The 12205-nt window shown below is 63.8% G+C and carries 15 protein-coding genes; 4 read left to right on the top strand and 11 right to left on the bottom strand.

Annotated features, from left to right (window positions below):
* The 4 genes from GHT07_RS21555 to GHT07_RS21330 form a co-directional block, all read right to left on the bottom strand.
* Positions 1 to 340: hypothetical protein (locus GHT07_RS21555; protein WP_228488406.1), on the bottom strand; the 340-nt coding region annotated here is incomplete at its 3' end.
* Between the two features lie 250 nt (positions 341 to 590).
* Positions 591 to 1781, bottom strand: coding sequence for a M20 aminoacylase family protein (locus GHT07_RS17235; RefSeq protein ID WP_153586333.1), 1191 nt, complete (start codon positions 1779 to 1781; stop codon positions 591 to 593).
* A 15-nt stretch (positions 1782 to 1796) separates the two neighbouring features.
* Positions 1797 to 2897 carry a 50S ribosomal protein L11 methyltransferase gene (locus GHT07_RS17230; protein ID WP_153586332.1) on the bottom strand — a complete coding sequence of 367 codons (1101 nt, stop codon included), beginning with the start codon at positions 2895 to 2897 and terminating at the stop codon, positions 1797 to 1799.
* A 91-nt stretch (positions 2898 to 2988) separates the two neighbouring features.
* Positions 2989 to 3333 (bottom strand): hypothetical protein, encoded by a 345-nt coding sequence (locus tag GHT07_RS21330; RefSeq protein ID WP_194792980.1) that lies wholly within the window; start codon positions 3331 to 3333, stop codon positions 2989 to 2991.
* Between the two features lie 195 nt (positions 3334 to 3528).
* On the opposite strand from GHT07_RS21330, the gene GHT07_RS17220 reads away from it, so the two are divergent.
* Genes GHT07_RS17220 through GHT07_RS17210 form a run of 3 tightly spaced genes read left to right on the top strand, consistent with a single transcriptional unit; the run spans position 3529 to position 5367 of the window.
* Positions 3529 to 3756 (top strand): hypothetical protein, encoded by a 228-nt coding sequence (locus tag GHT07_RS17220; protein WP_323740981.1) that lies wholly within the window; start codon positions 3529 to 3531, stop codon positions 3754 to 3756.
* Positions 3753 to 4667 carry a pseudouridine-5'-phosphate glycosidase gene (locus tag GHT07_RS17215; protein ID WP_153586331.1) on the top strand — a complete coding sequence of 305 codons (915 nt, stop codon included), beginning with the start codon at positions 3753 to 3755 and terminating at the stop codon, positions 4665 to 4667. Before GHT07_RS17220 ends, GHT07_RS17215 begins: the two co-directional genes overlap by 4 nt.
* Before the next feature lie 31 nt (positions 4668 to 4698).
* Positions 4699 to 5367, top strand: coding sequence for a hypothetical protein (locus GHT07_RS17210; protein WP_153586330.1), 669 nt, complete (start codon positions 4699 to 4701; stop codon positions 5365 to 5367).
* Between the two features lie 19 nt (positions 5368 to 5386).
* On the opposite strand, the gene GHT07_RS17205 is transcribed toward GHT07_RS17210, so the two are convergent.
* Both GHT07_RS17205 and GHT07_RS17200 read right to left on the bottom strand, forming a co-directional pair.
* Positions 5387 to 5599 carry a hypothetical protein gene (locus tag GHT07_RS17205; RefSeq protein ID WP_153586329.1) on the bottom strand — a complete coding sequence of 71 codons (213 nt, stop codon included), beginning with the start codon at positions 5597 to 5599 and terminating at the stop codon, positions 5387 to 5389.
* A 68-nt stretch (positions 5600 to 5667) separates the two neighbouring features.
* Positions 5668 to 5931, bottom strand: a complete 264-nt coding sequence (locus GHT07_RS17200; RefSeq protein WP_153586328.1) for a hypothetical protein — start codon at positions 5929 to 5931, stop codon at positions 5668 to 5670.
* 317 nt (positions 5932 to 6248) lie between these two features.
* On the opposite strand from GHT07_RS17200, the gene GHT07_RS17195 reads away from it, so the two are divergent.
* The gene (locus tag GHT07_RS17195; RefSeq protein ID WP_153586327.1) at positions 6249 to 6842 is read left to right on the top strand and encodes a DUF2087 domain-containing protein; all 594 of its coding nucleotides are present in this window, start codon (positions 6249 to 6251) and stop codon (positions 6840 to 6842) included.
* On the opposite strand, the gene GHT07_RS17190 is transcribed toward GHT07_RS17195, so the two are convergent.
* Genes GHT07_RS17190 through GHT07_RS17170 form a run of 5 tightly spaced genes read right to left on the bottom strand, consistent with a single transcriptional unit; the run spans position 6843 to position 12200 of the window.
* Positions 6843 to 7784: an acetamidase/formamidase family protein gene (locus GHT07_RS17190; protein WP_153586326.1), complete on the bottom strand. Its 942-nt coding sequence runs from the start codon at positions 7782 to 7784 to the stop codon at positions 6843 to 6845.
* 26 nt (positions 7785 to 7810) lie between these two features.
* Positions 7811 to 9685, bottom strand: a complete 1875-nt coding sequence (locus GHT07_RS17185; RefSeq protein WP_153586325.1) for an acyl-CoA synthetase — start codon at positions 9683 to 9685, stop codon at positions 7811 to 7813.
* Between the two features lie 51 nt (positions 9686 to 9736).
* A complete protein-coding gene (locus GHT07_RS17180; RefSeq protein WP_153586324.1) occupies positions 9737 to 10615 on the bottom strand; it encodes an isocitrate lyase/PEP mutase family protein in 879 nt (292 codons plus the stop codon).
* The gene (locus GHT07_RS17175) at positions 10615 to 11595 is read right to left on the bottom strand and encodes a Bug family tripartite tricarboxylate transporter substrate binding protein (protein WP_153586323.1); all 981 of its coding nucleotides are present in this window, start codon (positions 11593 to 11595) and stop codon (positions 10615 to 10617) included. The genes GHT07_RS17180 and GHT07_RS17175 overlap by 1 nt, the downstream gene beginning before the upstream one ends.
* Positions 11592 to 12200, bottom strand: coding sequence for a nuclear transport factor 2 family protein (locus GHT07_RS17170; protein WP_153586322.1), 609 nt, complete (start codon positions 12198 to 12200; stop codon positions 11592 to 11594). Before GHT07_RS17170 ends, GHT07_RS17175 begins: the two co-directional genes overlap by 4 nt.
* Between the last annotated feature and the right edge of the window lie 5 nt (positions 12201 to 12205).

Raw genomic sequence — 12205 nt, 5'->3', positions numbered from 1 at the left:
GCCTGCTCAAAACACTCAGCGAGCTACGAAAACGCAAGCCGAAAAAGATGCGGCATAACGTAATGTAGTCCGCAAACTTGCCGGATAAAAGTGCGACGCGCTTCCGAGCCAAGGCGCCAACGCTGGCGCAAGTCTTTGATCCGTAAGCGGTGTCTGCATTTTTGCCGTCCCTGTTGCTTTCAACTCTGAAAGTTTTATCCCGCAGATTACTGCATGCCGGATAAAACCGCCAAATATTCGGGTCGGTTGCGGGATAAAAGTGTTGGGCGCCTCGCGGTAAAAGTTTTATCCCGCAATCGCCGGTATAAATCTCCCGGGCAGACCCCGCAATGGTCGTCAAGCAGCCCTTGTAACTCGACTCACGATGGCAGGGCGCTCAATAGCGAGCGCGGCGTATCCAATCGAGAAGATCAAGCGAGGTGCAAAGAGAGGGTCAATCGCACCTGCCACTCGATCCAGTGCCACGGATGCCGGGTGGCCGCTTCCCGCAGGTAGAGGAAGGAGCTCGCCCATAGGGCGGCGGAGGGACACGGAGGGAAGCGGCCACCCGGCGTCCGTGACACCGCCCTGAACAGAAAACGAGTCAGCGGCTAATCCCCAGCCGCAAACCACTCCCTCACCACCCGATCCCAAAACCCCGCCCCCACCCCCAAGATATCGTCATTAAAGTCATACGCCGCGTTGTGCAGATTCACCCCCGGCTGCCCATTGCGCCCATTCCCAATAAACCCATAAGCCCCTGGCACCTGCTCCAACATAAAGCCGAAGTCCTCAGACGTCATCGCAGGCAACACATCGTCATGCGCATTGGCTTCACCCACCGTCGCACCCATCACCCGCGCCATGAACCGCGCCTCATCCGGCGTATTCACGGTAGTCGGATAACCGGGTTTGATGATCACCTCCGCAGACCCTAAATGCGCAGCCGCCACATGGTGGCTGATGCGCTCAATGCCTTCCACCAACTGAGCCTGCGTCTGCGTACCCAGTGTGCGGCACGTGCCGTAAATGAACGCATCGTTCGGAATGATGTTTTCCACCGTGCCTGATTCGATCTTGCCAATCGTCAACACCGCGCTATCGAGTGGATCAACGCCACGCGCGACCAGCTTCTGCAACTCACCCACGATGGCGCAGGCTATCGCTATCGGGTCCACCGTGGTATGCGGCTGCGCAGCATGCCCGCCCTTGCCGTGCACGCGTATCTCAAACCGGTTGGCTGACGCCATGATCGGCCCGATGCGCACGCCCATTTGCCCCGCAGGCAGCGCTGGCCAGTTATGCAGCGCGAACACGGCTTTCATCGGGAATTTCTCGAACAGGCCGTCTTCCATCATCCGCTGTGCGCCCGCACCTCCTTCTTCACCGGGTTGAAAGATGAAGTGCACCGTGCCGTTGAAATCGCGGTTCTTCGCGAGCAGCGTCGCGCCGCCCAGCAGCATCGCCGTGTGGCCGTCATGGCCGCAGGCATGCATGCGGCCGGGGTTGGCGCTGGCGTAGTCGAAGTTGTTGGCTTCCTGCACGGGCAGGGCGTCCATATCGGCGCGCAGGCCTATGGCGCGTGCGGGGTCGTCTGCATCGGGCCCGGTGCCGCGCAACGTGGCAACGATGCCGGTGCCGCCCATGCCGCGATGCATTGGCAAGCCTAGCGCTTGCAGCCACGCGGCGATCTGGTCGGAGGTGCGCGATTCTTCAAACTTCAGTTCCGGGTGCGTATGCAAATCCCGCCGGAATTTGATGAGCTGGCCGATGTACGGCGTGATGTCGGGTGGCATTTTCATAGGTGTCCAATCATCTTACTGTCGCAAGGCCGCAGCCTGTGCCAGTTCAAACCAGGGCCGCGTTCTGTCGTGCGTCGCGTTGATCGCAAGCACATCGCCGGCGACCAGTTGCACTGGCTCCATAAAGCTATAGATCGTGTGCTGCCAGTTCGACACGGCGCGCGGCTGCCCGGGGTGGTTTTCAAACCGCACGCCTTCCACCATGTCCACGCGTATCCACTGGATCACGCCGTAGCACAGGCCCGCTTGTGTGCTGGTGATGTCGATCGTCTTTTGCGCTGCGGGAAAGCTGGAGTCGTTCTGAAAATCAAACTGGAACGCTTCCACCGCATCGCTCATCAGCGTCGGCGCCAGGTCTTCGCGATAGATCGGCCGCTTGCGCGGGTTGATCGCGTTGAACGCGCGCAGGTCAAAGCCGAACGATTCATCCACATACAGGTTCTTGCCCAGTGTGTCGCCGCCCACCAGCGCAATCATCACGCCGGCTGCTGCAGGCAACACGGCACCGCCGGGTTTGAGCAGCCGCGCTTTTGCGTCTTCGATGGAAGGCAGCACATGCTCGCCAAGCAACTCGCTCGAAAACACTTCATGCACCAGGATGTCGGCCTTGGCGGGCAGGTCCACACCAATGCGTACTTCGCTCGATGGCTTTGCGAGCACGGTCACTTGCGAATGCAGGCCGTTGCGTTCCACGATCTGCCGCGCGGTCTCGGCGATCAGGCTCACCGCCTCGCACGTCACCACTTTCTTCGCGCCCAGCTTCGCGGCCATCATCGCCAGCAGGCCCGAGCCCGCGCCGATCTCGAACACCACTTTGTCAGGCGTGATGAGCGCGGCCATTCCGTCGTGGAAGGCCTTGTTGCGCTCGTACTCGTTCATCATCGGCACGTGCCACAGCGGCACAAGCTGTGTCAGCACCCATTCGGCGCCTTGCTTGGCTGCCAGGTTGTCAGGCTCGTGTTTGAGGATGCTGTTGCACAGCGCCAGCGCTTCATCGCCCCGGCCCGAAGCAAGCAGGCTCAATATGGCCTTCTTCAGCTCGTCGGGGCCAGTAGGTGTTGGCTTGTTGGCCAGCTTGATGCTGCCTGTTGCAGGGTGCGGGGTGGTTGAGATCATGGCCACAGGGTACGTGCAAATTCGGTTGCACGCGCCGGGCCCAATGCAAAAGGGGGCTTGCGCCCCCTTTTGTTGCTGGCCCTCGGGCTGCTTAGTTGCGGTCTGCGCGCGGGCGGCGCGTGGCGGTTGCAACCATTTCAGGGGCGGGGGCGGGCGTGGCGGCCATCATCGGCGCGGCCGGTGCCGGTGCAGGTGCCTGGACCACAGCGGGCTGCGCCATCATGGGTGCCGGTGCGGCAGCCGTGGGCGCCGGGTTCGACACGCAATCCTTGTTGGTGGCAGAGCCGCCCAGGTTGCCGCCGCGCATGGCGTTGGCAGTGGCCGTGCAGCCGGCGCCGGGCGTCGACGTCACGGGGTTGCCCTGTGCAATCGCGAGGCCGCCAACAGCCATGGTGGCGGCAGCAGCGAGGGTGGTCAGTGTCAGTTTGATGTTCATGGGGTAGCTCCTGGAAGTTGTTGAGGTGGCAAGTCCTCGCCACTGATGAGAAAGGTACTCCCCCACGGTCGAGCCTCGTGTGCGCCAAACGGCATCACACGGCGTGGGACACGGCGACGTGTTCGGCATCGTTTTGTCCTACAACTGCGCCAACTGCCGGACAATTCGGCATCCGCTTGCGAACAGAAAGACACCGTGGCAACTCCCTCTCCGTGGCCGGGCAAGGTGATGGCGATCCTGAAGTCGGGCAACTCCGCCGCAGCCATTGCACAGATCAAGGTGGCACCTACCGTGCGTGATTTGCGCGCGCTTGAAAAGGCGTTGGCCGCCGCCCAACTCACGGGCCGCTGGAAAGACGTTGACATCGCCATCGCTGAAAGCCTGCAGGCCTTGTCTGCACCGCGGCTGCATCGCTCGCCATGACAGCGCACTTCCTCGCGTTCAGCCCGCAGGTCGCCGCCGCGCGTGAAGCAGGCCGGCCCATCGTGGCGCTGGAGTCCACCATCATTGCCCACGGCATGCCGTACCCGCAGAACGTGGAGACAGCGCGCGAGGTAGAGGCCTTGATTCGCGAGCTGGGTGCAGAGCCTGCGACGATCGCAGTGATCGGCGGGCGCATCCGCATCGGCTTGTCAGACGCAGAGCTGGAATTGCTGGGCCGCTCAGGCGAGGCCACCAAGGTCAGCCGCCGCGACTTGCCGGCGGTGCTGGCCAGCGGCGGCCTCGGCGCAACGACGGTGGCGGGCACGATGATCTGCGCAGAGCTCGCGGGCATCGAGGTGTTCGTCACAGGCGGCATCGGCGGCGTGCATCGCGGCGCGGAAACCTCGTTCGATATTTCTGCCGACTTGCAGGAGCTCGCGAAAACTTCCGTGGCCGTGGTGTGCGCAGGCGCGAAGTCAATCCTTGACATCGGGTTAACCCTCGAATATCTCGAAACGCATGGCGTGCCCGTGATCAGTTGCGAGCAAGACAGCTTCGCCGCGTTCTACACGCGCGACAGCGGCTTCAAGGCGGACTATCGGATCGACGACCCCGCCGCGCTGGCCCGCTTCATCCGCACCAAGTGGCAGCTGGGGCTGGCGGGTGGCGTCGTGGTGAGCACGCCTGTTCCCCAGCAAGATGCGATGCCGCGCGATGAGATTGATGCCATCACGCAGCAGGCATTGGCCGAGGCGACGCAGCAGGGCATCACCGGCAAGGCGGTGACGCCCTTCCTGCTGGCGCGCATCAAGGCGCTGACGGGCGGGCGCAGCCTGGCCACGAACATTGCGCTGGTGAAGCACAACGCCTCAGTAGGTGCACGGATCGCTTTGGCTTTGGGGAAATGCTAGGCTTTGCCTCCCATAAACAGGAGACCGCTTCATGTCGAAAAAACGCCTTTTGCCCCTCGTGCTGGTTGTTGCAGGCACTGCTCTAGTTGCTGCATGCGCCACTGGCGGCGGCGGCAGCCCCATGAGCTTTTTCATCACCAGCGCGAATCCTGGCAAGGGCGGCGATCTGGGCGGCCTTGATGGCGCAGACAAGTACTGCCGGCAGCTCGCAGCGAGCGTAGGCGCCGGCAACAAGACATGGCGCGCTTACCTCAGCACGCAAGCCACCGGCAGCCAGCCCGCAGTCAACGCGCGTGACCGCATTGGCAAAGGCCCGTGGATGAACGTGAAGGGTGTGGTGGTTGCCACCAGCGTTGACGACCTGCACAGCGCCAACAACAAGCTCGGCAAGCAGACATCGCTCACCGAAAAGGGCGGCGTGGTCAACGGCCGTGGCGACACGCCGAACATGCACGACATCCTCACGGGCTCCACGCCCGATGGCCGCGCACCCGCCGCAGGCAACGACATGACGTGCGGCAACTGGACGAGCAGCAAGGCCGGCTCCGCCATCCTGGGCCACCACGACCGTGACGGCATCAACCCCAACCCGGTTGCCAACGTCTCGTGGAATTCATCGCATCCGTCACGCGGCTGCGACATGGATGCGCTGAAGGCGACCGGCAGCGCCGGCCTGATGTACTGCTTCGCGGCGAACTAACTCGCCGCTTGTCTGAACGTTACTTCTTCGGGCTCATGACACCCATCATGAGCTCGGTGTTGAGCTTGGCCATTGCCTGAATCAGCGCCCACTGCTTGGTGAGGATGCCGGAGAACTCCGGGCTGCCCGGGTTGGCCTGGCCTGACATGGCGAGCTTCGCCGTGGTCTGCGCCAGGGCTTGCTGGTCGGCCATCAGCTTTTGCACGGCTGTGTTGTATTCGTCGAGTGTCATGTGCTGTCCAGTACGGGCGGGATGCCCTGTGGCATCTTAGCCCCGTAGCGCAACGCGACGTCCCGCGCTCAGGTGGCGTCAGGCTGCGCCATTTCGCGCAGCTGCCACGACACATCGAACAAGCGCGCCTTGCCCATGTAATACCGGTCGAGCCGCCAGTCGCGCAGCACATCGAGCGCGAGCTCGAAGTTGTCGGGGCTGAGGGTATAGAGAAGGCCGAGGTTGAAGGTGCCTTCGCTCTCGAGCGAGAGGACCAGTTGCGCAAGGATCCTGGCGTCGGGGAGATCAGGACTCGTCTCGATCAAACGACGTGCCGACTTGATTGTGCTCATCTGCAGATTTCGGGGGTGAAGACGCGACTGTCACACGAGTATGAGCCTGCTGTCTATCGCGCCGCCGTGTGCCCGGGGTATCTTTGCAGTGTCATCGAAATGTCACATCACTGACACATTCATCCGGGCCAAGCTCAGCGATGGCCGATAGAATTGCGGCGGGTCGTCAGTTCACCCAGGCGTTGCCGGAGCCACATGCTCACGCTAAACCTGCACCACCAAAGCACCAAGCACCCGGACGCAATGTTCCCGTGCCTTCGCTGCAAGCGGCAACCCCAGCACTCATCCTGAGCTCAAGGCACTCAAGGAAAATTGACATGCCCAAACTGCTTGTGCCCTTTGCCACGCCCGATCTTTCGTCGCTGGCCAAATCCCTCAAGGGCTATCTCGACGAACGCCACAACGCCGGCAAGGCTTTGCCTTCGCACGTGGAACTGCTGAACTTGCTGGCGCGCGCCGCCGGCCACCGCAACTACCAGGCGCTCAAGGCCGCTGCGCCAGTTGCTCACGCCGCTCCAACAACCACGGATGTGCGTGCCGCACGGCGCAGCCGCGTGGCGCCCGAGCAGGTCGACGCGCGCGAACTCAGTGCGACGGCACGCAAGACGCTCATGCAGTTCGATGCCCAGGGCCGGCTGGTTCGCCTGCCGAACAAGTTGTCTGTGCAGCAGATGGCGTGCTGGGCGCTATGGACGCAATTCGCGGCCAACCGCGACTACACCGAGAAAGAGGTCAACGCGATCCTCAACCTGCACCACAAGTTTGGTGACCCCGCGACGCTGCGGCGCGAACTGGTCAACATGAAGCTGCTGGGCCGCGAGTGTGACTGCAGCCGCTACTGGAAAGAGCCGCGCCGCCCCGATGAAGAGACGCGCCGGTTCCTGCGGGCATGGCGGGCCGGTTCGCGCTGATCAGCCGCCGGTGCCCAGCGCCGATTTCGGGAACATCACATGGATGCCCTTGTGCTCGTTCACAAGCTGCGACACGCGCACATCAGCCACCAGGCTCATGAGCATCAAGGCGTGGTTGCGTGAAAGACCGGCCTGCGCCACCACGCGATCGACCATGCGGCGCAATGCGTCGCGCGCAGCCGTGTCGAGATCAGGGTCCATGCCCATCGTGATCAGGTGTGTGGGTGTTTCTGCTGCGGGGTAGTCGAGCTGCAGGTCTTTGCGAACATGCAGCTCGAACGTGCCTGTGAGTGCGGTTTCGATCGCTGTCGTGCACACCTCGCCATCGCCTTGCACGGCATGACCATCGCCGCATGAAAAACCTGCGCCTTCATTGAACACGGGCAGGTAGAGCGTGGTGCCCGGAATCAGCTCCTTGTTGTCGAGGTTGCCTCCATGCGCGCGCGGCTGGATCGACGAGATCGAGCCCCATGTTTTGGGCGGCGCCACGCCCATCACACCGAAGAACGGCCGCAGTGGGATCGTGAGGCCCCACGGCAGCAAGGCCGCGTTCTTCTCGCGGTCGAGCCGCGTGTGGATTTGCTCGAACGCTTCGATGTCGTGGGGCAGCGCGCCTGCGAGCGGGCGCACGAAGGTGTAGCCCCAGTCCTGTCGCAGCTGCACGTCGATGATGCGCACTTCGAGCACGTCGCCCGGCTGCGCGCCGTTGACGTGCACCGGGCCAGTGAGGATGTGGCCGGGCAGGCGGCGCGGGGATTGCTCATGCACTTCCAGCAGTTCCGGCGGAACGTGAAAGCCTTCGCCGGGCAAGTTGGCAGGCCCGCCGGAAATCGTGCCGATGGTGATGCGGTCGCCGCTGTCGATGGTGAGCGCGTGCGGGATGCTGGCGTCGAACCAGCCCCAGTGGGTGGTGGCGGGTGAGGCGGCGAGGGCGTGGTTCATCGCGCCCATTGTCCACCTGCGGGAATTCAGCGCATGACGACGCTGGACTCAAAGAGGTAGGGCTTCAGCGCATCCTGCACGGCGGGCAAAAGCGCCCGCGCAGACTCGGGCAGTTCAACTGTGACAGTCATGCCGCGGCGCCCGCCCTCGCGCACATCAATCACAGCGTCGCTCACGCCCAGCTGCTTCACCCATTGCGTCACCAGCCGCGCCGCTGCGTCGCAGCGCAGGCTGGGTTTGTAGATCTTGCCCACGGTGGTAAGCGGCACGACGTCCACGATGAAGATGCTGCGTGGCCATGCGGGCCGCTCGCTGATCGTGGCTTCGGCGTGCTCGCGCAATTCGTCTTCGGTGGCGGTCATGCCCGGGCGCAATTGCACGTAGCAGGCGGGCAGCTCGCCCGCATAGGCGTCGGGGATGCCAACGGCGGCCGCCACGGCCACGCTCGGGTGCTGCTGCATGGCGTTTTCGATCATGAGCGGGTCGATGTTGTGCCCGCTGCGAATGATCAGGTCTTTCGCACGGCCAGCGATGTGCAGCCGGCCCGTGTCGTCGAAGTAGCCCAGGTCGCCCGAGTTCAACTCGCCGCCGTCGATGAACACGCCGTTGTTGTGGTCGGCGCTGCGATAGCCGGGCGATACGTGTGGGCCGGCAATCGTCACCACGCCTACTTCCCCCGGTGCGCAGTCGGCTCCGGGCTTGCCATGGGCGTCGAGCCGGCGTGTGCGCACCTTTGTGTACGGCAGCGGGAATCCCACCGAGCCCACACCGCCCGGGCCTTGCACGGGGTCGATGCAGATCAGGCCCGAAGCTTCGGTCATGCCGTACACCTCGTACAGATTGCATCCCGTCACTTTCCTGAACCGCTCTCCCACCGCCAGCGGCAGCGAGGCAGCGCCGCAGAACCCCGCACGAATGGAGCTGATGTCGGCATCGCCCACAGGCACGTCGAGCACGGCGCCGACGGAAGTGGGCACTGCGCCCGCCAGCGTCACTTTGTATTTGTCGACCAGGCGCCAGAACTGGCTGACCATGGCGGGGTTGCGCATACCGCCGGGCGACATCACCAGCAACTGCACGCCCGCCATAAAGGCCGAGAGCCCGCAGAAGATCGTGCCGCCAACGTGGAAGAGCGGCAGCGATGCCGTGAGCACGTCGCCCGCACGCATGTCTGCCAGCGACGCACCGCCCAGCGCAGCGCTCAGCTGGCCCGTGTGCGTGTGAGCGACGAGTTTGGGCGCGCCTGTAGTGCCACCGGTGTGGAAATAGGCGCACACGTCGTCGCCTTCGCAGGGCTTGCCGAAGACGAGGTGGTCGTGTGGCTGCAGCGCAATGCCTGAATGAAAATCGACGACGCCCGGCTCCAGCGCAACGCCGGGCGCGGCAATGCGCACCAGCGTGAGCCCCGGCACTTCATCGCGCAGCGCCAGCGCCTTCTGCCAGATATCGAGCACCGGATGCGGCCCCAGCGCCACCAGAATCTTCACGCCCGACGCCTTGAGCAGTTCCGCAATCGCTGCGGGCTGCAGCAGGAAATTGATTGGCACGGCATAGCCCGCCGTTTCTGCGCCCCACAGCGTGGCATGCGTCTCGACCAGGCTTGGCAGCATGTACGCGACGCCAGCACGCGGGCCCGCAATCGAATGGAACAGGTTGGCGGTGCGCCCGATCAGCTGCAGCAAATCGGCGTAGTTCACGCGGCGCGGCTGCTCATCGGGCGCGCCGGTCATCAGCATGGTCAACGCCGTTGCATCGGGCCATTGGCGTGCGGCCGCCTCAAACACGTTGTAGATGCTGCGGCCGGGTAGGCGTGCCTGCAGTGGCAGTGCTGCCTCAAAGTGCGCGATATCGGCTGGCGTGCAAAGCGGTGCGTGGCTGGAGTCGGCGTTGGGATGCGTCATGAACAAATGGTCGCATCGCCGCCTGCCTCGCGCAGTGGGGTTTTTCCCGTGCTAGATGCACTGGCCCTGTAACGCCACCACGTCCTCGTAGCCGATCAGGCCCTTGAAGTCGTCCATGCTCACGCGCTCGTGCGGCAGCGCCTTGGACGAATGGGTTTGCGCGAGCACCGCCAGGTTGTCCTGCAATGCCTTGGTGACCGTCATGAGCGCCACGAGCGGGTACGTTGCGAAGGTTGCGACTGATTCGATGTCGGCCGGCGTGAGGTCCGTCTCCAGCCAGTTCAGCAATTGCAGCGACACGAGTTTGCCCACCGCTTCTTTCAGCGCGCGAATGTCCGCCAGCGACTTGATGCAACCCGAGATCGGTTGCACCACATCGGCGCCGGCCTCTGCATACGCTTTGAGGCGCGCGATGCATTCCTCCATCGTGGTTGCATCACTGCGCGCGACGATCACGGTGTCCGGGTTCAAGCGCGCCTCAACTGCTGCGCGAATCTTGGCCTGGCCTTCTTCCAGCGACACCAGGTCGATGGGGCCGGGCAGGCAAGGGCAATGCTTGGGGCTGCGCTGGTCTTCGAAGATCATGCCGGCCACACCGGCCCGCTCGAACTGGCGCATCGTGCGGTGGATGTTGACGATGCCGCCATACCCCGTGTCGCAATCGGTCACGAGCGGCACGCCGCGTATCGCCTCAACCATCGCTGCGACGACGGCCAGGTTCTCGGACATGGTGTAGATCTCGACATCGGGCTTGCCCAGATGCGAGCCGGAAATGCCGTAGCCCGTGGTGCACACCGCCTTGAAGCCCGCTTGCGAAATGAGCCGCGCCGACAGGCCGTCATAAGCGCCCGCCATCCACACGGTGCGGCCCGACGCCATCATCGTGCGCAGCGCAGCAGCCTCGAAGCCGAAAGCAGGAGTGTTGGTCATCACGTGTCCAGTTTGATGTTGGCGGCGCGGGTGACTTCGCCCCACTTTGCGATTTCAGAGGCGATGTAGGAGCGAAACGCGGCCGAGTCGCGCAGGTTGATCACCATGCCTGCGCTTAGCACCGCTTCGCGTACGTCGGGTTTGGCGAAGGCTTGATCGATGATCTTTTCGTACTGCGCCACGGTGGCGCGCGGCATGTTTGCAGGGCCGACCAGCCCGAGCCACGAGTCGGCTTCACAGCCCGCTACGCCCTGCGTCTTGAGCAGCGGCACGGCGGGCAGCTGCGGCGAAGGCTTGTCGCTCGCAATGGCCAGCGCGTTCATGGTGCCGGCCTTGATCTGGCCCAGCACGCTGGGCACCGTCGCAAAGGTCGCGTCAATGCGCCCCGCGACGATCTCCTGCGTCATCTGTGCGCCGCCCTTGAACGGGATGTGCACCAGGTCGATGCCCGCCTTGAGCTTGAGCAGTTCCATCGCGAGGTGTGCGCCAGCGCCACTACCTGTTGATGCGTAGTTCAGTTTGCCCGGGTTGGCCTTGGCATACGCAATCAATTCCTGCACGTTCTTCACGGGCAGGTCTTTGCGCACCACTAGCGTCTGCTGTACGTCGGCCAGGCCCGAGACCATGGTGAAGTCTTTGAGCGGGTCGTAGCCGACGCCTTTGAACAGCACGGCATTTGTCGCCTGCGACTGGCTCGTGCAGAGCATGAGCGTCATGCCGTCGGGTTCGGCGCGCATCACAGTCTTTGCAGCGATGGAGGCGAGGCCGCCCGGCTGGTTCTCGACGATGGCCGCAACGCCAAGTGAATCGCCGAGGATGCGCGCGACGATGCGCGCGAGCGCATCCGTTGGCCCGCCCGCTGGATAGCCGACAACGATGCGAAGCGTGCGGCCTTGCGCCCGCGCGGGCATGGCAGCGAGTGCGGTGAAACCGGCGGCACTGGCGGCACCGACAGCGAGGAGTTGACGGCGGTTCATCATTTCGTAGCCTCCAGCCCCAGTTCGCGGCGCGCCATCTGCGTCTGGTCGCTGCCGTCACGCTTGCCGATGATCCAACCTTCGCGCGGCTGCAGCGCCTTGTACTTCACGTCCTGGATCTGCTTCCAGTCCTGCACGAGATCGCGGCGGGCCACGCGCCACTCGCCATTTCGGCGCTCGACGCGGTCGAGATAGCGCGACGAGGTGAACATGTCCATCGCCGTGCCTTCGTCGCCAGCCGACCCGCCCGTCAACTGCGCGAGCTGCTGTTTCGCTTCCGGCGGGTACTGCTGGATGGTGCGCACATAGGTTTCCACCAACGCCACGTCTTCGCTCGCGAATTCAATTAGCAGGTTGCCGACGAAGTGGCTCGATGTGGCAATGGGTTGGTGGCGCACAAGAATCCAGTCCACCAGCCCTTCAGCGGGCCCGATGTAGGGCCCATGGCTGTCGATGGCACCGGGCCAGAAGATGTCAAGCATGCCTTGCTTGTCGAGCCTGTCCACGGCGCGGCACCACCGATAGACCAGGTCCTGGATGCGAAGGCGGTCGGCGATGCGTTCGGGCGAGTACGCATCGAGTGATTGGGGGGCGGGCGTGGCGGCCATGGCGT

Origin of the sequence: Caenimonas koreensis DSM 17982 (assembly GCF_009646335.1) — a bacterium.
Lineage (GTDB): Bacteria > Pseudomonadota > Gammaproteobacteria > Burkholderiales > Burkholderiaceae_C > Ramlibacter > Ramlibacter koreensis.
This window is presented reverse-complemented; position numbering and strand designations above follow the sequence as displayed.

Bases quoted from the DNA above. Each gene is read 5' to 3' on its own strand.
- GHT07_RS17190 (WP_153586326.1), bottom strand. From the start codon at position 7,784: ATGAACCACGCCCTCGCCGCCTCACCCGCCACCACCCACTGGGGCTGG.
- GHT07_RS21330 (WP_194792980.1), bottom strand. From the start codon at position 3,333: ATGAACATCAAACTGACACTGACCACCCTCGCTGCTGCCGCCACCATG.
- GHT07_RS17170 (WP_153586322.1), bottom strand. From the start codon at position 12,200: ATGGCCGCCACGCCCGCCCCCCAATCACTCGATGCGTACTCGCCCGAA.
- GHT07_RS17185 (WP_153586325.1), bottom strand. From the start codon at position 9,685: ATGACGCATCCCAACGCCGACTCCAGCCACGCACCGCTTTGCACGCCA.
- GHT07_RS17215 (WP_153586331.1), top strand. From the start codon at position 3,753: ATGACAGCGCACTTCCTCGCGTTCAGCCCGCAGGTCGCCGCCGCGCGT.
- GHT07_RS17200 (WP_153586328.1), bottom strand. From the start codon at position 5,931: ATGAGCACAATCAAGTCGGCACGTCGTTTGATCGAGACGAGTCCTGAT.
- GHT07_RS17205 (WP_153586329.1), bottom strand. From the start codon at position 5,599: ATGACACTCGACGAATACAACACAGCCGTGCAAAAGCTGATGGCCGAC.
- GHT07_RS17235 (WP_153586333.1), bottom strand. From the start codon at position 1,781: ATGAAAATGCCACCCGACATCACGCCGTACATCGGCCAGCTCATCAAA.
- GHT07_RS17195 (WP_153586327.1), top strand. From the start codon at position 6,249: ATGCCCAAACTGCTTGTGCCCTTTGCCACGCCCGATCTTTCGTCGCTG.
- GHT07_RS17210 (WP_153586330.1), top strand. From the start codon at position 4,699: ATGTCGAAAAAACGCCTTTTGCCCCTCGTGCTGGTTGTTGCAGGCACT.
- GHT07_RS17180 (WP_153586324.1), bottom strand. From the start codon at position 10,615: ATGACCAACACTCCTGCTTTCGGCTTCGAGGCTGCTGCGCTGCGCACG.
- GHT07_RS17175 (WP_153586323.1), bottom strand. From the start codon at position 11,595: ATGATGAACCGCCGTCAACTCCTCGCTGTCGGTGCCGCCAGTGCCGCC.
- GHT07_RS17230 (WP_153586332.1), bottom strand. From the start codon at position 2,897: ATGATCTCAACCACCCCGCACCCTGCAACAGGCAGCATCAAGCTGGCC.